The sequence below is a fragment of the Saccharothrix sp. CCNWYY140 genome, assembly GCF_037401995.1.
GTDB lineage: Bacteria > Actinomycetota > Actinomycetes > Mycobacteriales > Pseudonocardiaceae > Actinosynnema.
This window is the reverse complement of sequence record NZ_JBBEGC010000013.1, coordinates 62,809-83,511: the sequence shown is the minus strand read 5'-3', so window position 1 is coordinate 83,511 and position 20,703 is coordinate 62,809. Positions and strand designations below refer to the sequence as shown.

Below are 20,703 nucleotides of genomic sequence, written 5' to 3'. Positions count from 1 at the left end.
CAGCGAATCGGCCGGCTGACATCGTTGTCAAGATTGATCGCCCGGCTTGTCCACAAGCCTGTCCGGTTGTTGCTCCACCCGATCTAGACTCACTCGCTGTGACGGTCCGGAAGTCCCCCCAGGTGGGCACCCCCGCGGGCATGCGCGTGCTGAACCAACGGGCGGTGCTGGACCGACTGCGCCGCGACGGCCCGGCGACCCGCCCCCAGATCGCGAAGGACACCGGACTGTCCAAACCGACCGTGGGCCAAGCGTTGCTGGACCTGGAACAGCACCGCTTGGTACGCCCCATCGGCCGCACGACAGCCGGTCCGGGCCGGTCGGCGATGGTCTACGAGGTGAACCCCGCGGCCGGTCACGTCCTGGGCGTGGACATCGGACGGCAACGCATCCGGGCGGCCGTGGCAGACCTTGCGGGTTCGGTGATCGCACGGGTAGACGAACGCAACCGCTGCCGAACGGCAGGTGCCTTGGTCCGCACTGTGCGCGACCTGGCCGCGCGAACGGTGTCCGACGCAGGCCTGTCGCTGACAGACCTGGTGGTGAAGGTCGTCGGAACCCCCGGCGTCCCCCGCGACCGAACCCTGCACCACGCCCCAAACCTCCCCGGCTGGGAGCGCCCCGGCTTGCTGGACGACCTCGAGACGTCACTAGGCCCAGACCTGCTGGTGGAGAACGACGCAAACCTGGCGGCCGTCGGCGAGCACACGTACGGGGCCGGCCGAGGCGTGGACGTGTTCGCGTGCGTGACCATCGGAACCGGCATCGGCATGGGGATCGTGGTGGACGGCCGACTGTTCCGCGGGGCAAACGGCGCCGCGGGCGAGATCGGCTACCTGCCCTATCCGTCCGAAGTGGACAGCACACGCGGACGGCTGGAGTCGGCCGTGGCAGCGGAGTCCGTGGTGGCTTCGGCACGCTCGCACGGCTTGAGCACGGTGAAATCGGCACGAGACGTCTTCACCTTGGCCCGCAGCGGCGACCCCCGAGCACTGGACGTGGTCCAAGACGAGGCCGAACGCTTGGCCTTCGTGGTGGCATCCGTGGCCGCGGTGATCGACCCCGAACTGGTGGTCCTGGGCGGCGGCATAGGCGGCAACGCGGAACTCCTAGGCCCTCCCCTGGAGGCGGCCCTGACACGCCTGACCCCGCTGACCCCACGAATCGTGGCCGGCGAACTGGGCGACGGAGCAGTCCTCAGCGGCGCGATCGCGATGGGCTTGACAGCAGCCCGCGATCTTGTGTTCGACCGCCGCGGTGCCGTCACTCTCTGAGAGTAGTCGAGCGGCTCTCACCTGGTGATTCACTCAATTGTCGTAGGTGTGAACTCGCCAGTAGTGGCATAGCGTTACCACACCTCCTCCTGGAGGGTGTGTGTCCTTCCGTTGTTGCAAAGGGGAGTCGGACGGGGAGTACGGGGGACGTGGTCCCCATCCGACCGTTACACGGGGCAGGTGCCGCGCCCGCAAACACCTGTCCCGTGTAAACAACGGACCGAACGCCCCCCAGGCCGCCGCCCCAACGCCCCAGGGCCGGCACACCCGCCCGACGCAGACGTCTCAGCCAGACGGCCCGGCAGACAAGCCCAAGCGCCCATCGAGCAGACGGCCCTCCAAGCAGGCAGCCCGCCAAGCAAGCGACCCGCCGTCCAGTCAGCTCGCCGACCGGCAGCTCGCCGACCGGGAGTCCGCCGAGCGGCAGTCCGCCGAGGGGGACACAACTCAACTTGGGCTTCTTGCTTGTGTCATCCCCGTATGGCCTGCCCGAAGGGCTACCACAGATTTCCCTGGGTGCAGCCGAATTTTTTGTGAGGAACGAGCAAAAAATTTAGCGGCACCCAGGGAAATCTGTGGTTGGCTTTGCCAGGCCATGCGGGGATGACACAAGCAAGAAGCCCCCGCCTTTGTAGTTGTGTCATCCTTGGCGGCCTGCCCGCCGGCGAGGCTCTTTTGATCTTTGAACTCAACGCTCCGCTCTCAAGCCCACGCTTCGCGGGTCCGAACGGGACGCGCTCCGCGCTCGCAAGCTCGAACGGGCTCCGCGCTTGAGAGCGCTCCGCGCAACGCGCGGAGCGCTCGAAAGATCAAAAGCGCCTGCCGGCGGGCGAACCACCGATGGGGGTCGGGAGGAGCGTCGTGTTCCCCACCGCATGACCCGGCAAAGCCAACCACAGATTTCCCGGGTGCCGCTAAATTTTTTGCTCGTTCCTCACAAAAAATTCGGCTGCACCCGGGAAATCTGTGGTAGCCCTTCGGGCGGGCCATACGGTGGGGAACACGAGGCCCCTCCCTTGTGGTTGACACCACCGCCGCGCGGAGCGCGGCGAAAAGCGCCGCTGCGCGGCAAAGCCCGCACGGCCGGCGCTGGGGATCGGGCTGGGGCTGTGCGGCTGAGAGTTGGGGCTGGAGTTGGGAGGGCTGGGGCTAGGAGGGCTGGGGCTGGGGGCTGGGGCTGTCCGGCGGCTAGAAGTTGCCCCCACAGCGCACCCGCACAGCCAGCGCACCCGCACAGCCTGCCACCCGCACAGCCGGCACCTGGACAGCACTGTGCCCCGGCGCCTGTAACAGGCGTCGGGGCACCGGGATCCGTGCGACTTACTCGCCGCCGCCCTTGGGCAGGCCGTCGAAGATCTTCTTGCACTCCGGGCACACCGGGGAGCCCGGCTTCGGCGACCGCGTCACCGGGAAGACCTCGCCGCACAGTGCCACCACGTGCGTGCCCATGACCGCGCTTTCCGCGATCTTGTTCTTGCGCACGTAGTGGAACATCTTCGGGGTGTCGTCCCCGGTGTGGTCGGTGCCTTCCGGGCGGACGTCGACCTCGGGCAGAGTCTGCGTGCTCACGTCCCCAGCTTACCTGGGAGGATGGCCCCTCGTGAGTACGCCGAGCATCACCGACGAGGTCCGCACCGCCCTGGCCGAGAACCGGCCCGTGGTCGCCCTGGAATCCACCATCCTGTCCCACGGGCTGCCGCCCGGTCGCAACCGCGAGGTCGCCGCGCGCCTGGAGGACGTCGTGCGCAAGGCGGGCGCGGTGCCCGCCACGATCGCCGTCCTCGACGGGGTGCCCAAGGTCGGGTTGACCGGCACCGAACTGGACTTCGTGTGCGACCCGGCCAACGACCTGGTCAAGCTGTCGCGGCGGGACCTCGGCGCGGCCTACGCCCTCCGCAAGCAGGGTGCGACCACCGTCGCCTCCACCTCCGCCATCGCCAGCCAGGCCGGCGTGAACGTGTTCGCCACCGGTGGGCTCGGGGGTGTGCACCGGGGCGCACGCGAGACCTGGGACGTGTCCGCCGACCTGGACGTCGTGGCCACCACGCCGATCCTGGTCGTCTGCTCGGGCGTGAAGTCGATCCTCGACATCGCGGCCACCCTCGAACTGCTGGAGACCCGGTCGGTCCCCGTGCTGGGCTACCGGACCGACCAGTTCCCCGCCTTCTACCGCCGCGAGTCCGGGCACACCGTGCCGTGGCGGGTGGACGACCCCGAGCAGGCTGCGGCGGTCGTCGCGGCGCACTTCGGGCACGTGCCCGGTCGGTCCGGCGTGTTGCTGGCCAACCCCATCCCGGGTGAGTTCGAGATGGACCAGGACCTGCACGACCGGCTGCTGCGCGAGGGCCTGGAGAAGACCCGGGACGTGCACGGCAAGGACGTCACCCCGGCCCTGCTGGAGCACTTCCACACCGCCAGCGGCGGGGTCAGCCTGGACGCCAACGAGGCCCTGGTCCTGTCCAACGCCGCCCTGGCCGCCGAAGTCGCGGTGAAGCTGGCGGAGCTGCCAAAGCCCGCGGAGCAGGCGCAGTGACCTCGATCGTGGTCGTCGGGGACGCCGGGCTGGACGTGGTGGCCCGGCACTCCGGACCGATCGTCCACGGCGGCGACTCGCGGGCCAAGGTCACCATCGAGCCCGGTGGCGCGGGCGCGAACACCGCCGTGTGGTTGGCGGCGTGCGGCACGACGCCGACGCTGGTCGCGCGCGTCGGGGCGGACTCCGCCGGGCGGCAGGTGCACGCCGAGTTGACCGCCGCGGGGGTCCGGTGCGCCTTCGCCGTGGACACCGAGGCCGCGACCTGCTGTGTCGTCGTGCTGGTGGACGACACCGGGCAGCGCACGATGCTGCCCGACCGGGGTGCGAACGCCCGCTTCTCCCCCGCCGACCTCGATCCCGGTCTCCTGGCGGGCGTCAAGCACCTGCACCTGTCCGGGTACGTCCTCCTCGACGCGTCCTCGCGGCCCGCCGGCGTGGCGGCGTTGCGGGCGGCGCGTGAGGCCGGGCTCACGACGTCGGTGGACCCGCAGTCGGCGGCCCTGGTCTACGACGGGTTCCTGGACGACATCGCCGGCGTCGACCTGCTGCTGCCCAACACCGAGGAGCTGATCGCGCTCACCGGGTCACCCGAGCCCGCGTCCGCGAAGGCCCTGCTGGACGTCGTGGGCGCGGTCGCGCTCACCTCCGGGGAGAAGGGCGCGAGCTGGGTGGACCGGGCGGGTGTGGTGTCGGTGCCGGCGCGGGACGTGGAGTGCGTGGACTCGACGGGCGCGGGTGACGCGTTCGACGCCGGGTTGCTGGCGGCGTGGCTGACCGGCGCGTCCCGGGAGGAGTCGCTGGTCGGGGGCGTGCGCGCGGCGGCGCGAGCGGTGTCGCACGTGGGCGCGCAGCCCGTGGCGAGGACCCAGCCGGCGACCTGACCAGCCCCTCAGCCGACCCGAGCGGGTCTCAGCCGTCGATGACCTGGTGGTCGCGGGCTTCCAGGGCGCGGTGCTCCTTGACGAACCGACTGGCCTTCTCCGCCTTGCGCGGGGGCCGGTCGTTCGCGATGAGCACCGCCATCCACGGCAGCGGCACGGACAGCACGAGGAAAAACAGCGCGAGCCACCACGTCTGGTAGAAGACCATCGCCAGGGCCAGGCAGGGGATGCGGGCGCCCATCATGATCGCGTACTTGCGCTTGCGAGCGGCGTGCTGCTCCTCGTAGGAGGGCGCCGCTTCGGTGATCAGCACCGGGGTGCCGTCGCGCTCGTGGTCGACCATGTGTTCCATCGTCCCACTACGACGGCCCCGGCGACACCGTCAGGGGTGGTGTATTCGAGCACGCTCCCGCCCGCTGACCGTACGATCCGACCGTGGTGGCCCTTGATCGGCTGGTGGACGTGCTCGGCAGCCTGGGCACGCACCTGAGCTGCGCACCACGCGGCCGGGACGTCGAGCTGCGCGGCGTGGCCCTGCACGACCCGGCCGAGCCCAGCACCGCAGCCCCCGACGACGTCCTGCTGGGCCTGGGTGTGCCGTCCCCCACCGCAGCCGCCCGCCTGGTCGGCTCGACCAGCGCGGCGGCCGTCGTCCTGCACGGCCGACCGCCGCTGGACGAACGGGTGGTCGCGGCGGCCAAGCGCTCCGGCGCGGCGGTGCTGCTCGTGGAGCCCTCGGTGCCGTGGAGCCAGCTCGCCAACGTCGCCCAGACCCTCGTGCTGGGCGGGCGGCGCAAGGGTTCCGGCGACCTGTTCGCCGTGGCCGACGCCATCGCCGCCGTCGTCGGCGGCCCGGTCACCATCGAGGACCAGCAGTCCCGCGTGCTCGCCTACTCGTACCGGCAGCAGGGCGTGGACCAGGTGCGCGTGCAGACCATCCTGGGTCGGCGCGTGCCCGAGGAAGCCCGGCAGGCGTTGGACGAGTACGGCGTGTTCACCCACCTGTCCCGCAGCGACGAGCCGCTGTTCGTGCCCAAGCTCACCGACCAGCTGGGCGGGCGGCTGGTGGCCGCCGTCCGGGCGGGCCGGGAGCTCCTCGGCTCGGTCTGGGTGGAGGTGGACCGGGACGTCGACCCGTCCCGCCACGCGGCCCTGGCCGACGGGGCCCGCACCGCCGCCCTGCACCTGCTGCGCGCGCGGGCGTCGGCCGACCTGGAACGCCAGGCCGAGGCGGACCTGGTGATCGGCGCCCTGGACTCCGGCGCCAACCTGCCCCGCCTGGGCCTGCCCGCCACCGACCTGCGGGTGATCGCCGTGCAGGCGCACGCCGGCGAGGGCGAGCACGGCGCGGCCCTGCTGGCCTTCGAACGCGCCACCGCGGGCTTCGGCTGGTCCCGGCCGGGGCGCAGCGCGTTGTTCGGCAACGTCCTCTACACCGTGCTGCCGTGCGGCGACGACCCGGCCGCCGCCGTGGACTGGGTGCGCTCGCTGCGCCGGGAACTGCCGGCCGAGGTCGTGGTGGAGGCCGGCATCGGCGGCCGGGCCGAGGCCGCCCAGCTCCCCGCCTCCCGCCACGAGGCCGACGAGTGCCTGGCCCTGTCGACCGGCGAACCGGTCGTCTACGACCAGTCCTGGGCCCAGGTCCTGCTCCGCAGGCTGGCGGCAGCCGCGTCCGGCGGCCGGCTGCCGACCCGCGGCCCGGTCGCGGAGCTGGTGCGGCACGACGAGCAGCACGGGACCCACTACGCCGCCACCCTCCGCGCATGGCTGGCGGCTCAAGGGGACGCACGGGAGGCGGCACGGACCCTTTCGGTGCACCCGAACACGCTCCGGTACCGGATGCAGAAGATGGCGGAGGTGACCCCGTTGCCTTTGGAGGACCCGGACCAACGGCTCGCGATGTCCATCGCCCTGGCGATCCACACGAGAGGCCGCCACGCATTTCCGGGGTGAATTCTCTCAATTACCCGGTGCTTTTTCGGCTGTGGGAGAATTCGGCCGTGCTTCCTGATCTCTCCATCGAGTTGACCGCGCGGTTGCGTGGCGCGTTCCAGAACGCCGGTTACGACGCCGACGGTGTCGTGGACCTCCTCGGTCCCCAGGCCCACGCCGCCCTCGGCCGGGGCGAGCCGGAGGCCGCTCGGCGCGCCACCGCCGACGCCGGCGAGCTGGGCACGCTGGTCCGGCTCTTCCTGCTCGGCGACGCCGAGGAGCCCGCCGCCGTGCGCAAGGCGCTCGACGGGCTCGACCTCGACCAGGCCGTCGACGCGCAGGTCCTGGTCCGCGCCGGGGACCGGGTCAGGGCCGGGCTGGACGTCCGGCCCTACGGCGACGACGAGGGGTCCTGGTGGGTGATCGCCGACCTGGACTCCGAGCAGCGCGGCGGCCCCGTGCCGGCCGACCACGTGCTCGGCGTCGGGCACGCCTCGATCAGCCTGGCCCGCGCCACCTCCCGCCGGCCCGTGGAGACGTTGCTCGACCTGGGCACCGGCTGCGGCGTGCAGGCCCTCCACGCCAGCCGGCACGCGAAGAAGATCACCGCCACCGACCTGTCCGAACGGGCGTTGCGACTGGCCCAGGGCACGTTCCGGATCAACGAGGTCGACGTCGAACTCCGCCAGGGCGAGTGGTTCGCGCCGCTGCGCAACCGGCGGTTCGACCAGGTCGTGTGCAACCCGCCGTTCGTGGTCGGGCCGCCGCGCGTGGACTACGTCTACCGGGACTCCGGCCTCGGCGGGGACGACGCCAGCGCGCTGGTCGTCCGCCAGCTCCCGTCGTTCCTGAACGAGGGCGGGGTCGGGCAGCTGCTCGGCTCCTGGCTGCACCGGCGCGGCGAGGACTGGGCGGACCGGGTGTCCGGGTGGCTGCCGCGCAACGTCGACGCGTGGTTCGTCCAGCGCGACGTCGCCGACCCGACCCTCTACGTCGGGACGTGGCTGCGGGACGCGGGCGTGGACCCGCGCTCGGACGAGGGACGGGCCAAGGCGTCCGCGTGGCTGGACTGGTTCGCCGAGAACGACGTCGAGGGCATCGGGTTCGGGTTCGTCACCATGCGCCGCACCGACGCCGCGCACCCCGAGGTCGTGTGCGAAGACCTGCGCCACGCCTACGACGACCCGCTGGGGCCGGAGTCGGCGGCCTGGCTGGACCGCGTCGAATGGCTGCGCACGCACGACAACGACGCCGTGCTGGCCACCAGGTTCACCGTGCCGGAGACCGTGCTGCTGGAGGAGGTTTCCGCGCCCACGGAGGACGGCTGGGAGTCGATCGTGCGCCGGCTGCACCGCACCGACGGCCCCGGCTGGCAGCACGAACTGGACGAGACCGCCGCGCGGCTGCTCGCCGGTTTCCGGGGCGCCCTGCCGCTCGAAGACCTGATCACGCTGCTGGCCTACGCCAACGACATCTCCGCCGACGACCTCGCCGCCGCCGCGCTGCCGGTCGTCCGGGAGCTGGTGCGGCACGGCATGGTGGTGCCGGCGTGAGAGCGGTCGTGGCGCGGGTCGCCGAAGCCGAGGTGACCGTGGACGGGGAACGCGTGGGCGCGATCGACGAGCCGGGACTGCTGGTCCTGCTCGGCGTCCACGTGGACGACACGGACGCCAAAGCCCCTCTGATGGCCCGGAAACTGCACGAGTTGCGCATCCTCCGCGACGAGGAGTCCTGCGCCACGACCGGCGCACCCCTGCTTGTTGTGAGCCAATTCACACTCTACGGGGAGACACGGAAGGGTCGGCGGCCGTCCTGGACGGCCGCCGCCCGGCCCGAGCACGCGGAGCCGTTGGTCGACGCGGTCGTGCGGGAACTGCGCCAGAAGGGTGCTCGCGTGGAAACCGGGCGGTTCGGGGCGATGATGTCGGTGCGGAGTGTGAACGACGGTCCCTTCACCGTGTTGGTGGAACTCTAGATCCTTCTCAGCCAAATCTCAGGATTCGTGGCGCAACCGCTGTGACGGCAGTGACGTCTCTCAGATCGGGGAGGCGGGAACCATTTCGCACCGGCGAACGTTTCCCCCGATGACAGCCGAAAGGCAACCTCGCGCAGCGCAGCGCGGGATGCGTGACCGCACTGCCAGCCCGCGACAAGGGGGAGGGAGCTCCATGACCGTCCCGAAGGTCCTCGACCGCGAGGTCGAGAGCGACACGACCACCACGAGCGCCGAGTTCGACCTCGACGCCCAGGGCCCGGCCGCCGACCTGGTTCGGGTGTACCTGAACGGGATCGGGAAGACAGCGCTGCTCACCGCGGCCGAGGAAGTGGAACTCGCGAAGCGGATCGAGGCGGGGGTCTTCGCTCAGCACATGCTCGAAACGGCCGCGAACCTGTCGGCCACGCGCAAGGGGGAACTGCGCCAGTTGATCCGCGACGGCCACGTCGCGAAGAACCACCTGCTCGAAGCGAACCTGCGGTTGGTCGTTTCGCTGGCCAAGCGGTACACCGGCCGCGGAATGCCGCTGCTGGACCTGATCCAGGAGGGGAACCTGGGTCTGATCCGCGCGGTGGAGAAGTTCGACTACACCAAGGGCTTCAAGTTCTCGACCTACGCCACGTGGTGGATCCGCCAGGCGATCACCCGGGGAATGGCGGACCAGGGCCGCACCATCCGGCTGCCCGTCCACCTCGTGGAACAGGTCAACAAGCTGGCGCGGATCAAGCGCGACCTGCACCAGCAGCTGGGCCGCGAGGCGACCCACGACGAACTGGCCAAGGAATCCGGTCTGACGCCGGACAAGGTGGCCGACCTGCTCGACCACGCGCGCGACCCGGTGAGCCTGGACATGCCGGTCGGCACCGAGGAGGACGCCCCGCTGGGCGACTTCATCGAGGACTCCGACGCGACCGACGCGGAGAGCGCCGTCATCTCCGGCCTGCTCCAGGATGACCTGCGCCGCGTGCTGGCCACGCTGGAACCGCGCGAGCAGGCGGTGATCCGGCTGCGCTACGGCCTGGAGGACGGCCAGCCGCGCACGCTGGACCAGATCGGCAAGCAGTTCAACCTGTCCCGCGAGCGGGTGCGCCAGATCGAGCGCGAGGTCATGGCCAAGCTGCGCCAGGGCGAACGCGCCGCCAAGCTGCGCGCTTACGCCAGCTAGTGATCGCCGCCACCGGCCGGTGCGTGCGGGCTGCGCCGGCCGGTGGGGCGAGTCACCCGTTCAGCCGGGTTGACTTGTGACGCCGATCACGGCACGGTCGCGTGTTAGTCGCGTGTCACACAAGCTTCGCGACACCTCCGCCCCATTTCGCGGGGATGTCGCACTCTGAGGAAGGTCGGGGCGGTCGGGGGCCGGCCCGGCCTTCCGCATTTCGGGGGGAGCTTTGCGGCACCCCGACGCGAATCACACCACGGCGACGCGGTCGGAGTGCCCGGTGCGGTATAGGTTCGTCGGAACCCGAACGCGCGCAAGGGAGCCCGCGACGTGCCCGCAGTGCCCACCACAGCTTTCGAGTACACCGACGTCCTGCCCCTCGGCCCGGACACCACCACGGAGTACCGCCTGGTCACCCCGGACGGCGTCTCCGTGGTCGAGGCCGCCGGTCGGACGTTCCTCCAGGTCGAGCCGTCGACGTTGACGATGCTGGCCAAGGAGGCCATCCGCGACATCCAGCACCTGCTGCGCTCGTCGCACCTCAAGCAGCTGCGCGCGATCGTCGACGACCCCGAGGCCAGCGGCAACGACCGGTTCGTCGCGATGGACCTGCTGCGCAACGCGTGCATCTCCGCCGGCGGCGTGCTGCCGATGTGCCAGGACACCGGCACGGCGATCGTCATGGGCAAGCGCACCGAGTCCGTCCTGACCGGCGGCACGGACGCGGAAGCCCTGTCGCGCGGCATCTTCGAGGCCTACCAGGAGCTCAACCTGCGGTACTCGCAGATGGCCCCGGTCAGCTTCTGGGACGAGAAGAACACCGGCACCAACTTGCCCGCGCAGATCGACCTGTTCTCCGCGCCCGGCACGGAACCCAAGTACGAGTTCCTGTTCATGGCCAAGGGCGGCGGTTCGGCCAACAAGACGTTCCTGTACCAGGAGACCAAGGCGCTGCTGAACCCCGCGCGCCTGGCCCGGTTCCTGGACGAGAAGCTGCGCTCGCTGGGCACCGCCGCGTGCCCGCCGTACCACCTGGCCGTGGTCGTCGGCGGCCTGTCCGCCGAGCAGAACCTGAAGGTCGCCAAGCTCGCGTCCGCCCGGTACCTGGACCACCTGCCCACCGAGGGTTCCGCCGCGGGCCACGCGTTCCGGGACGTCGACCTGGAGCAGCAGGTGCTGGAGCTGACCCGGAACTTCGGCATCGGCGCGCAGTTCGGCGGCAAGTACTTCTGCCACGACGTCCGCGTGATCCGCCTGCCCCGGCACGGCGCGTCCTGCCCGGTCGGCATCGCGGTGTCGTGCTCTGCGGACCGCCAGGCCAAGGCGAAGATCACGCCCGAGGGCGTGTTCCTGGAGCAGCTGGAGCGCGACCCGGCGCAGTTCCTGCCGGACGTGCAGGGCGAGGACCTGTCCGACGAGGTGGTCCGGATCGACCTGACCCGCCCGATGGCGGAGATCCGCGAGACCCTGTCGAAGCTGCCGGTGAAGACCCGCGTGTCGCTGACCGGTCCGCTGGTGGTGGCCCGCGACATCGCGCACGCCAAGATCAAGGAACGCCTCGACGCGGGCGAGCCCATGCCGCAGTACCTGAAGGACCACCCGGTGTACTACGCCGGTCCGGCGAAGACGCCCGAGGGCTACGCGTCCGGTTCGTTCGGCCCGACCACGGCCGGGCGCATGGACTCCTACGTCGAGCAGTTCCAGGCGGCCGGCGGCTCGATGGTGATGCTGGCCAAGGGCAACCGGTCGGCGCAGGTCACCAACGCGTGCAAGTCGTACGGCGGCTTCTACCTCGGCTCGATCGGCGGCCCGGCCGCCCGGCTGGCGCAGGACTGCATCCGCAAGGTCGAGGTGCTGGAGTACCCCGAGCTGGGCATGGAGGCGGTCTGGAAGATCGAGGTGGAGGACTTCCCGGCGTTCATCGTGGTGGACGACAAGGGCAACGACTTCTTCGCCGAGACCTCCGCGCCGACCTTCCAGATCACCTTCCGGAAGTAGCCGCGAGGCCGCCGTCGGCTTGTCGCGGCGCCTTTCCCGCCGATCAGCTCTTCCGATCGGCGGGAAAGGGGGCGCGACAAGCCGACCTCCAGGGCGGCCTCGCCGCCGCGACGGAGTCGCGGCCATCCAACACAGTCAGCGCGGCCACCACACGCGGGCGTCGGTGGTCGGCAGGCCGCGCAGCAGGGTGCCGCGTGGGGCGGTGCTGAGCAGTTCCAGGACCCACGCGGTCTCGGCGGGGTGGATCGGGGCGGTCAGGGCGGTGCGGATCGTCTGGTTCGCGCACCCCAGGTCGGCCAGCGTGCGGCCCAGTTCCGGGGCGGCGGTCGGGTCACGGTCGGCGATCGCCCGGTCCAGGAGCTTGCCCACGGCCAAGGGTTCCAGCCAGGCCGGGTCGACGGCGGCGGCGAGGGTGCGTTCCGCCTGGTCGACCATCGCCCGCCAGTCGGTCCACGGGAAGTCCGATCCGCGCATCCGCGTGCTGTAGAGGTCGGCGCCGTCGAACGCCGTGATGTCCTTGTGCACGCTGAAGTTGCCGTCCACGTCCCGGTGCCACACGACGGCGTGGCGCCGGTAGTCGGCGCGGCCGGCGATGTCCTCGGCGTCGGGCCAGTAGCCCTCGGCCTCGGCCGGCTTGAGGCCGGTGAAGGCGGCGTGCAGCAAGGACTCGATGGTCGCCAGGTCGTCGTACGCGCTGACCACCAGGAACCGGCTCAGCAGCGCCAGACCGGGGCCGGGGTGGCGCAGGTCGGGCTCCAGCAGGGCGGCGGCCCGGCACACCAGGTCCAGCTCGTCCCAGCGCAGGGCGTGCGGGTGGAAGTGGGCCTCGTCGGACCAGCCCACGGTGACCGGCTCGTCCGCGCCCGGGACCCGCAGGCCCAGGTCGAAGTACGAGTCGCTGATGTCCAGGTCCAGCGAGAACCCGCCGCCCACGGGGAAGGACAGGACGTGGCTGTCTTCGTCGAAGTACTCGTCGTAGCCCTCGAAGTCCTCCTCGAAGCAGTACATCGCCCAGAACTTCGGGTCGGCGAGGCCGGTCTTCAACGCGTCGGGGATCGGCACCCGCCGAATGCTAGAAGATCACCTGATCGGGTGTCAGGCGGTGTCCTCACGGGACTCCAGGACGATCCGGCGGTCACCCAGCGGGGCGTCCAGGGTGACGTTCAGCGGGACGTCGTACAGCTCTTGGGTGCACACGCCGTCGTTGGGCGGGTAGTAGGTCGTCACGAGCGTGATCCGAACCTGGTCGGCGGCCTGCGCGGCGACCTCGGCGGACGCCCGCTTGCACCCGCCGGCCAGGCCGATCACGCGCAGAGTGCGCCCATCGGCGGAGGCCTGGACTTCCTTCTTGTACAGCTCGGACAGCGTGCTGCCGTCGACCCGCTCGGCCGGCACCACCGTGGGACCGCCCGGCAACGGCTCAGCGCTCGACTGCGGCGGCGGCTGGACCGGCTCGGACGGCGATGACAACGTTGTCGAAGGCGATGACGGTGCCGTGGTGGTCGATCCAGCGGTGGACGAGCCGGGCGCAAAGGAGGGCGTGCCGGTGGTGCAGCCGGCCAGGGCGAGGGCCGCGAGGGCGACGGCGAACCTTCTCATAGCCGTAGGACGGTACTTCGGGGCGCAAGGGTTGCAAGCGGTGCCCGGCCGACGGGGCTGTGTTGGATGGCGCCGCCTCCGGCGTCGCGGCGAGGCCGCCCGAAAGTCGGCTTGTCGGGCCGCTCTTCGCGCCGATCGGAAAAGCTGATCGGCGCGAAGAGCGGCCCGACAAGCCGACGCGGCCTCGCGACCGGGCACCAGGGAGGTGGAACGTTGGTCCCGCCGCACCCGCGGCGGGCGTCAAGGGGTCACTGCTGGTCCTGGCGCGTGGTCAGCACGACCGAGCGCTCGCCCAACGGCGCGTCGAGCTTGGCCGTCAGCGGCGGGTACCGGATGTCCATCGTGCAGATCTGCGCGTCCTTCGGCGTGGTCTCCACGATGACGACCTTCACCACCTGCGGACCCTGCTCGGTGACCTCCATCGTCGCCTTGCCGCAGCCCGCTTCCTGCGCGATCAGGCCGATGGTGCTGCCGTCGCCCTCGGTCCAGACGGTGCGCGGCCGGTCCTCGGGGACGGCGGCGGCGTCGATCTTCGCCTTGGGCACCTCCTTGGCGCCCGCCGGCACGGGGCTCTCGAACTCCGGTTCCTGCGACGAGGACGTGGTGCTCGCCTCGGTGGTCAGCGTGGGGCCGCTGTTGCCCGGCGCGACCGACGGCTGGGTCGAAGCGCAGGCGGTCAGCAGGAGCAGCGCGCCTGCGCCGATGACGGTTCCTAGGCTTCTCATGTGAACAGGACGGAGCCGCCCGAGCACCGGGTTGCTCCGCCCTTTTCACAGTTACCCGTTCAGGTGACTCCGGACGCCGTGGACGGCGTGCCGCAGGGCGTCCAGCCTGGCCGCCGACGCGAGTCCGGCGTGGTAGACGTGGAACTCCGAGGCGCCAGCGTCGGCGTACCGGAGCCACTCCGCCAACAACTCGTCACCATCGGCGGCACGCGGCGGCAGGCCCAGCACGTACGCGGCCGTGCGCACGTCGAACGCGCGCAAAGCCTCGATCGCGGGCACGGCCACCTCCGGCCCCGGCCAGCACGTCAACGTCAGCACGTCCACGTCCGCGCCGACCCCGTCCGCGACCGTGGCGAACGGCCCGGTGCCCCACGGATCGGCGGTCGCGTGCACGACCACCCGCACACCCCCGGCGAGTGCCACCAACTCCCTCCGCAGGTCACGCGACACGGCGGTCCGCACCGCCCGGACCGCCGACGCCGACTCCCCCAGCGCCTCCTCGACCGACGCCGCGCCACCGTCGACCCCGGCCCGCACCGCCTCGGCGGTCCCGGCGGGGTACCGATCGGCGCAGATCGAGCAGAAGCACAGCGACAACAACTTCTGCTGCTCCGGACTCCAGTCCGTGCCATCGGTCTTCTCGTGGTGACCGCCGTGCACGAACCCCAACGGCCCGCACGCCTCCAGCACCACCCCGTCCGGCTGCCCCAACTCCAGCACCTCGGACACCAGCGCCCGCGCGTACTCCACCACATCGGGTTGCGCCGGGCACAGCGCGTACGGATAAGCGTCACCGAAAGCGTTGCGCACCACGACATCGGGGTGCAGGTCGCCGAGCAGGCTGCTGTGCGTGAGCACGGTCCACGCGTACACCGGCAGCCCGGCCGCCTTCAGCGCGTCCGACGCGGGACGGTACGAGTCGGGAGCCCACGGCGGCGACGCGGGCACCAGCCGGCCGAACTTCGACTCCCGCACCGGCAGGTAGAACGCCGCGTGCCGCGCGTCGACCAGCCGGTGCGAGGGGTGGAACGGTGTCGCGGCCCGCACGGTGTGGTACGCCGCCGCGAGGGCCACCGCGTCCACGCCGAGCCCGGAAATCCTTGCCACAGCGGAAGGATCACCGACGATGTCCCACGGGTAGACGTGGACGACGGTCGTCACCACCGGGGGCGCTTCCTCTCGTAGGACGGGTCGTGCTGCTGCATGTACCCGGTGTCGTCGCGCTGCACGAGCCCGCACTTGACGTAGTTCTCGGCCAGCCGCGCCAACGCGTCCCGGTCCAGCTCGACACCCAGCCCCGGACCGGATGGCACCGGCAGAGCACCATCCACAAAGGACAGAGGCGACACCAGCACGTCGTCCGCCGAGTTCCACGGGTAGTGGGTGTCGCAGGCGTAGTTCAGGTTCGGCGTGGCGGCGGCGAGGTGGGTCATGGCCGCCAGGCTGATGCCCAGGTGCGAGTTGGAGTGCATGGACAGCCCGATGCCGAACGTCCGGCAGATCGCGGCCAGCTCCTTGGACCGCGACAACCCGCCCCAGTAGTGGTGGTCGGACAGGATCACCTGCACCGCCCCCAGTTCCACCGACCGCGCGATGTGCTCGAACGCCACCACGCACATGTTCGTGGCCAGCGGCAGCGGTGACGACCGGGCGACCTCGGCCATGCCGGGGATCTCCGGCGACGGGTCCTCCAGGTACTCCAGCACCCCGTCCAGCTCCGCGGCGACCTTCAGCGCCGTCGCGGGCGTCCAGGCCGCGTTGGGGTCCAGCCGCAGCGGGTGGTCCGGGAAGGCCGCCCGCAGCGCCCGGATCGCCTCGATCTCCTCCTCCGGCGGGAACACCCCGCCCTTGAGCTTGATCGACCCGAACCCGTGCCGCTCCACCAGCAGCCGCGCCTGCGCCACGATCCCGTCGGCGTCCAAGGCCTCGCCGAACTCGTCCGGCTCGGCGCCCGGGTGGGCGGCCCACTTGTAGAACAGGTAGGCGCTGTACGGCACGGCGGACCGCACCGCGCCGCCCAGCAGGTCCACCACCGGTCGCCCGAGGGCCTTGCCCCGGATGTCCCAGGTGGCGACCTCGAACGCGGCGAACACGCGGTCCACAGTGGACTCGGCGGTCAGCTTGCCGGTCAGGCCGTGCCGGTCGGACCCGGTCTCCCCGCCCAGGGCGGTGGTGACGCGGGCGTGCAGGCCGTTGAGGTCGTGGACGTCCAGGCCGGCCAGCGCGGGCGCGACCGTGCGCAGCCGGTTCAGGTGCCCGATGTCGCCGTAGGTCTCGCCCAGGCCGGAAATGCCCTCGTCGGTGTGCACCTCGACGATCGTGCGCAGCGCCCACGGTTCGTGGCAGCCCACGGAGTTCAGCAGCGGCGGGTCCCGGAAGGCGACGGGGATCAAATCGACCGAGGTGATCTTCACGCCGCCAGCTCCCTTCCGGCCGCGACGATCTTCTCCAGTTCCGCCAGGTGCTCGTCGGTCGGGTCCAGCAGCGGCGGGCGCACGCCGCCCACATCGAGGCCGGTGGCCCTCACGGCCGCCTTCACCAGCGCCACCGCGTACCCCGGGACCTGGTCGCGCAGCTCGACGAACGGCCGGTAGAACTCGGTGAGGTAGCGGCGGACCAGGGCGTCGTCGCCGTCCTGCACGGCCTGGTAGAAGCCCAGCGAGATCTCCGGCGCGAAGCAGAACACCGCCGAGGAGTACAGCTCCACGCCGATGCCCCGGTAGGCGGGCACGGTCAGCTCCGCGGTGGGCAGGCCGTTGAAGAACTGGAACGGCTTGTCCACCGCCGCCCGGACGGCCAGCACGATGCGCTGCAACAGGTCGATGTCGCCCAGGCCGTCCTTGAACCCGACCACCGTGGGCAGCGACGCCACCTCCACCGCGGTCTGCGGCGTGAACACGGCGTTGTTGCGCTGGTAGACGATCAGCGGCAGCTCGGTCGCGCCCGCCACCTCGGTCACGTACCGGACCAGGCCGCGCGGCGGGTTGGTCACCAGGTACGGCGGCAGGAGCAGCAGCCCGTCCGCGCCGGCGTCCCGAGCCGCCCGCGCACACGCCTTCGCCACCGGCAGCGGACCGCCCGCGCCCGCGAACACCGGCACTCGCCCGGCGGTCGCCTCGACCGCCACGGTCACCGCGCGCTCGAACTCCGCGAGGTCCAGGGCGTGGAACTCGCCGGTGCCGCACGCGACGAACACCCCGCCCGCGCCCGCCGCCACCCCGCGCTTCACGTGCTCGGCCAGCACGTGCTCGGCGACGGCTCCGTCCGGGTCGAACGGCGTCACCGGGAAGAACAGCACCCCATCCAGTTGCATACCGACCTTCATCCCTTGATCGCTCCGGTGGTGATCCCACGCAGGAAAGACTTTTGCAGCGACAGGTACACGAGCAGGCTCGGCACCAGCGCCAGCAGCGCGCCGGCCAGCACGATGCCCGGCCCCACCTGGTCGTCGGAGCGCAACGACAGCAGGGCGACGGTCAGCGTGTAGTCGGACGGGTCGGTGGCCACGATCAGCGGCAGCAGGTACTGCTCCCAGATCATGTTGAACCCGAACACGGCGACCACGCCCAGCGCGGGCTTGCACAGCGGGAGGATGATCTGCGCGAAGACCCGCAGCTCCCCCGCGCCGTCCACGGTCGCCGCCTCCTCGATCTCCACCGGGATCTCCTTCATGAACTCGGTCATGACGAAGATGGAGAAACCCCAGGCCCCGAGGGGCAGGATCACGCCCAGCAGCGTGCCCTTGAGGCTGATGTGCAGCAGCGGGAGGTCGCCGATCACCAGCGACAGCGGGATGGCGATCACCTCCTCGGGCAGCATCATGGTGGTGAGCACGGCCAGCAGGACGACCGCCTGGCCGCGGAACTTCTTGCGCGCCAACGCGTACGCGGCGAACACGCTGACCGACAGCTGGAGCAGCAGCGCGCCGCCGGCGATGATCAGCGAGTTGCCCAGGTAGTGCCAGATCCGGTTCTCGCCGGCCGCCTGGAAGTTGTCCAGCGACGGGTTGTCGGGCACCACCGACAGCCTGGTCGGGTCGGGGTTGTCGTCGAACGCGCCGGAGAAGATCGTCAGCAGCGGCCCGGTGAAGAACAGGACCGCGCCGACGCACAGCAGCACCCGCACGCCCCGCGACACCCACGCCGACCGGTCGGAGCGCCAGCCCAGCGCGGTCTCGCACTTCTGCGCTGTGCTCATGACGCCTCCGCTGGGAAACGTACGTCGGCGTGGCTCACGCTTTCCTCCTCCGGTACAGCTGCACGGTCACTGTGAGCGCGAACGTGATGAGGAACAGCAGCACCGATCCCGCCGATGCGATGCCGAGTTCGTTGCGCTCGAACGCCACGGAGAACACGCGGGTCATCCACACGTCGGTCGACCCTGCCGGGCCACCGCCGGTGAGCACGTAGACCTCGGTGAACGTGCGCAACCCGCGGATGGCCGCCAGGGTCAGCAGGATCGTCACCACGGGCCGCAGCGCGGGCAGCGTGACGTACCGGATGCGTTGCCACGTCGAGGCCCCGTCGATCTCGGCGGCCTCGTACTGCTGCCGGTCGATGCCCGCCAGGCCGGCCAGGATCAGCACCATGTCGTAGGGCGCGCCCTTCCAGATGCCCACCGCCATCACCGACCACAGCGCGGAGTCCGGGCTGTCCAGGAAGGCCACCGGGCCGAGCCCGACGAAGGACAGGACGTTGTTGATGAACCCTTCCGGGGCCGGGTAGTACAGCAGCCGCCAGATCTCGCCGATCACGGCCGTGGCCGCCACCACGGGCAGGAACACCGCCGAGCGCACGAACCACAGCGACCGGGCGTGCCCCTCCAGCAGGAGCGCCAGCGCGAACCCGATCAGCATCGCCCCGGCCGTCTGGCCCGCCGCGAGCAGGAACGTCCGGCCGATGGCCGAGCGGAACCGGTCGTCGCCGAGGATGCGGACGTAGTTGTCCATGCCCACGAACAGGTCGCCCAGGAACGGCCGCACCTGGAACAGGCTCAGCCGGATGCCCTCCGCCATCGGCACGTACTTGAAGACCACGAACAGCAGCAGGGCGGGGGCCAGGAACAGCCACGGGGTGGCGCCCGTGAGGCGGCGCTTGCGTCGCCGCCCCACGGGGTGGGGGCCGAGAGCACCGCCGCCGTTGGCCGTCGCCCCCACGTCTTCACGGGCGGTGTGGACCGCCGTCACCTGGCCATGCCTTGCGCCTGGAGTTCCTTCTTCAGGTTCTCGGCGAGCTCGCCCAGGTCGCCCCGCACGTCGGTGGAGCAGGTGGCGAAGATGCCGTTGAGGCCCTCGGCGGTCTGCTGCCGGAACGGCTGGAAGTTCGGCAGGCTCGGGAACGGCTTCGCGTTGTCCTGGTAGAGCTTGGCGACGGTGTTCCAGCGGGCGTCGTTGTAGACGGTCTGCACGTCCACGTTCTTGTTGACCGGCAGGCGCACCACCGGCTGCGTCTCGCCCTTCATGCCGGCCTCCTGCGCGCCCGCGCCGATCAGGAACTCGGCGAGCTTCTTCTGGTCGGCCACGCGCGGCGACCCGGCCATGAGGTAGACGTTCTCGCCCTCGGCCAGCGAGCCCACGCCCGCCGGGCCGGCCGGCGGCGCGACCACCTCGTACTTGTCCTTGCCCAGCTTCTGGTCGAAGCGGCCGAACATGTACGGGCCGGTGTGGTAGATCCCGGCCTTGCCGGACTCGAAGAACGCGTGGGCGTCGTTGGTGTTGAGCGTGAGCGCGCCGGGCACGACGACCTTGCTGTCGCAGAACAGGCCGCGGATCCACTCGACGGCTTTGACCGACTCCGGCGAGTCGATGGCCACGGAGTACTTGTCGCCGTCGGCCTTCACGATGTCGCCACCGGCTTGGAGCAGGTAGCTCGACGCCCACCAGGCCAGGTAGCCGCGGTCGGTGGTGCCGGGCACCAGCACGCCGTAGGTGTTGGCCTGGCCGTCGCCGTCCGGGTCCTGCGTGGTGAACGCGGTGGCGAGGTCGGCCAGGTCGGCCCAGGTCTTCGGCAGCGGCTTGCCGAGCTTCTCCCGCCAGTCCTTGCGGATCAGGGTGACGAACGACTGCGCGGAGAACGGGACGCCGTAGTACTTGCCGTCCGCGCCCCGGGCGCTGTCCCAGGCCCGTTCGACGATGTCCCCGCCGCCGGCGATGGAGTTGCGGTCCAGTTCGGGGACCAGGCCCTGCTGGACGAGCGTGCCGAGCGAGCCGGTGTCGTTGATGATCACGTCCGGCAGGTCCTTGGACGCCGCGCGCTGCTGGAGCTGCTTCTCGAAATCGGTGAAGATGGGTTTGTAATCGACCTTCACCCCGGTTTTCTGCTCGAAATCCGCGAAAAGTTTCGCGTAGACCTTCGCGGGCGCTTCGGTACTGCGCGTCCACACCTCGAAGGGCGCATTCGGGTCCTGCTGGACTTGAGCCCCGCCGGACGCGGACGAGCCGCAGGCGGAGGTGACGAGTCCCACGACGGCCAGCGCAGCGGCAGCGGTGACGGACCGGCGGGATGTTCTCATGAGCAGTCTCCTGTGTTCACATGTGTGAAATGGAGTCGTACTTGTGAACGTGATGGCCGGACTGTAAGAATCGCCGCTACGACGTGTCAAGAA

19 protein-coding genes are annotated in these 20,703 nt (G+C 70.9%); 8 read left to right on the top strand and 11 right to left on the bottom strand.

The window, feature by feature from the left end:
- The first annotated feature begins 140 nt into the window (after positions 1 to 140).
- Complete coding sequence (locus tag WBN91_RS10195) at positions 141 to 1,274, top strand: ROK family protein (RefSeq protein WP_443217686.1); 1,134 nt, start codon at positions 141 to 143, stop codon at positions 1,272 to 1,274.
- 1,320 nt (positions 1,275 to 2,594) lie between these two features.
- Here the strand turns inward: WBN91_RS10195 and WBN91_RS10190 are convergent.
- A complete protein-coding gene (locus WBN91_RS10190) occupies positions 2,595 to 2,843 on the bottom strand; it encodes a DUF3039 domain-containing protein (RefSeq protein ID WP_121221611.1) in 249 nt (82 codons plus the stop codon).
- Between the two features lie 31 nt (positions 2,844 to 2,874).
- Between WBN91_RS10190 and WBN91_RS10185 the strand changes: the two genes are divergently transcribed.
- On the top strand, positions 2,875 to 3,807 hold the full coding sequence (locus tag WBN91_RS10185) for a pseudouridine-5'-phosphate glycosidase (RefSeq protein WP_337726835.1): 933 nt from the start codon (positions 2,875 to 2,877) through the stop codon (positions 3,805 to 3,807).
- The gene (locus tag WBN91_RS10180) at positions 3,804 to 4,691 is read left to right on the top strand and encodes a carbohydrate kinase family protein (RefSeq protein ID WP_337726836.1); all 888 of its coding nucleotides are present in this window, start codon (positions 3,804 to 3,806) and stop codon (positions 4,689 to 4,691) included. Before WBN91_RS10185 ends, WBN91_RS10180 begins: the two co-directional genes overlap by 4 nt.
- A 28-nt stretch (positions 4,692 to 4,719) precedes the next feature.
- Here WBN91_RS10180 and WBN91_RS10175 read toward each other — a convergent pair whose 3' ends face one another.
- Entirely contained in the window at positions 4,720 to 5,034 is a 315-nt protein-coding gene (locus tag WBN91_RS10175) for a DUF3099 domain-containing protein (protein WP_337726837.1), read from the bottom strand.
- A 92-nt stretch (positions 5,035 to 5,126) separates the two neighbouring features.
- Here WBN91_RS10175 and WBN91_RS10170 point away from each other — a divergent pair, with 92 nt between their 5' ends.
- The 5 genes from WBN91_RS10170 (at position 5,127) to WBN91_RS10150 (ending at position 11,776) form a co-directional block, all read left to right on the top strand.
- Positions 5,127 to 6,644 (top strand): PucR family transcriptional regulator, encoded by a 1,518-nt coding sequence (locus tag WBN91_RS10170; protein WP_337726838.1) that lies wholly within the window; start codon positions 5,127 to 5,129, stop codon positions 6,642 to 6,644.
- Positions 6,645 to 6,691: 47 nt separating this feature from the next.
- Entirely contained in the window at positions 6,692 to 8,176 is a 1,485-nt protein-coding gene (locus WBN91_RS10165; protein ID WP_337726839.1) for a DUF7782 domain-containing protein, read from the top strand.
- The gene (gene dtd / locus WBN91_RS10160) at positions 8,173 to 8,598 is read left to right on the top strand and encodes a D-aminoacyl-tRNA deacylase (protein ID WP_337726840.1); all 426 of its coding nucleotides are present in this window, start codon (positions 8,173 to 8,175) and stop codon (positions 8,596 to 8,598) included. The genes WBN91_RS10165 and dtd overlap by 4 nt, the downstream gene beginning before the upstream one ends.
- Positions 8,599 to 8,791: 193 nt before the next feature.
- The gene (locus tag WBN91_RS10155) at positions 8,792 to 9,784 is read left to right on the top strand and encodes a sigma-70 family RNA polymerase sigma factor (RefSeq protein WP_337726841.1); all 993 of its coding nucleotides are present in this window, start codon (positions 8,792 to 8,794) and stop codon (positions 9,782 to 9,784) included.
- Positions 9,785 to 10,108: 324 nt separating this feature from the next.
- Positions 10,109 to 11,776, top strand: coding sequence for a fumarate hydratase (locus tag WBN91_RS10150; RefSeq protein ID WP_337726842.1), 1,668 nt, complete (start codon positions 10,109 to 10,111; stop codon positions 11,774 to 11,776).
- 135 nt (positions 11,777 to 11,911) lie between these two features.
- Here WBN91_RS10150 and WBN91_RS10145 read toward each other — a convergent pair whose 3' ends face one another.
- The 9 genes from WBN91_RS10145 to WBN91_RS10105 all read right to left on the bottom strand — a co-directional run bounded on the left by WBN91_RS10145 (position 11,912) and on the right by WBN91_RS10105 (position 20,610).
- Positions 11,912 to 12,838 (bottom strand): hypothetical protein, encoded by a 927-nt coding sequence (locus WBN91_RS10145; RefSeq protein WP_337726843.1) that lies wholly within the window; start codon positions 12,836 to 12,838, stop codon positions 11,912 to 11,914.
- Positions 12,839 to 12,871: 33 nt separating this feature from the next.
- On the bottom strand, positions 12,872 to 13,375 hold the full coding sequence (locus WBN91_RS10140) for a hypothetical protein (RefSeq protein WP_337726844.1): 504 nt from the start codon (positions 13,373 to 13,375) through the stop codon (positions 12,872 to 12,874).
- 248 nt (positions 13,376 to 13,623) lie between these two features.
- Positions 13,624 to 14,100 carry a hypothetical protein gene (locus WBN91_RS10135; RefSeq protein ID WP_337726845.1) on the bottom strand — a complete coding sequence of 159 codons (477 nt, stop codon included), beginning with the start codon at positions 14,098 to 14,100 and terminating at the stop codon, positions 13,624 to 13,626.
- 51 nt (positions 14,101 to 14,151) lie between these two features.
- Positions 14,152 to 15,261, bottom strand: coding sequence for a hypothetical protein (locus tag WBN91_RS10130; RefSeq protein ID WP_337726846.1), 1,110 nt, complete (start codon positions 15,259 to 15,261; stop codon positions 14,152 to 14,154).
- Positions 15,258 to 16,514, bottom strand: a complete 1,257-nt coding sequence (locus WBN91_RS10125) for a glucarate dehydratase family protein (protein WP_337726847.1) — start codon at positions 16,512 to 16,514, stop codon at positions 15,258 to 15,260. Before WBN91_RS10125 ends, WBN91_RS10130 begins: the two co-directional genes overlap by 4 nt.
- Entirely contained in the window at positions 16,511 to 17,413 is a 903-nt protein-coding gene (locus WBN91_RS10120; protein ID WP_337726848.1) for a 5-dehydro-4-deoxyglucarate dehydratase, read from the bottom strand. Before WBN91_RS10120 ends, WBN91_RS10125 begins: the two co-directional genes overlap by 4 nt.
- Positions 17,414 to 17,421: 8 nt before the next feature.
- Positions 17,422 to 18,297, bottom strand: coding sequence for a carbohydrate ABC transporter permease (locus WBN91_RS10115; protein ID WP_337726849.1), 876 nt, complete (start codon positions 18,295 to 18,297; stop codon positions 17,422 to 17,424).
- A gap of 34 nt (positions 18,298 to 18,331) precedes the next feature.
- Positions 18,332 to 19,285, bottom strand: a complete 954-nt coding sequence (locus WBN91_RS10110) for a carbohydrate ABC transporter permease (RefSeq protein WP_337726850.1) — start codon at positions 19,283 to 19,285, stop codon at positions 18,332 to 18,334.
- Entirely contained in the window at positions 19,282 to 20,610 is a 1,329-nt protein-coding gene (locus WBN91_RS10105) for an ABC transporter substrate-binding protein (RefSeq protein WP_337726851.1), read from the bottom strand. Before WBN91_RS10105 ends, WBN91_RS10110 begins: the two co-directional genes overlap by 4 nt.
- Positions 20,611 to 20,703 lie beyond the last annotated feature (93 nt).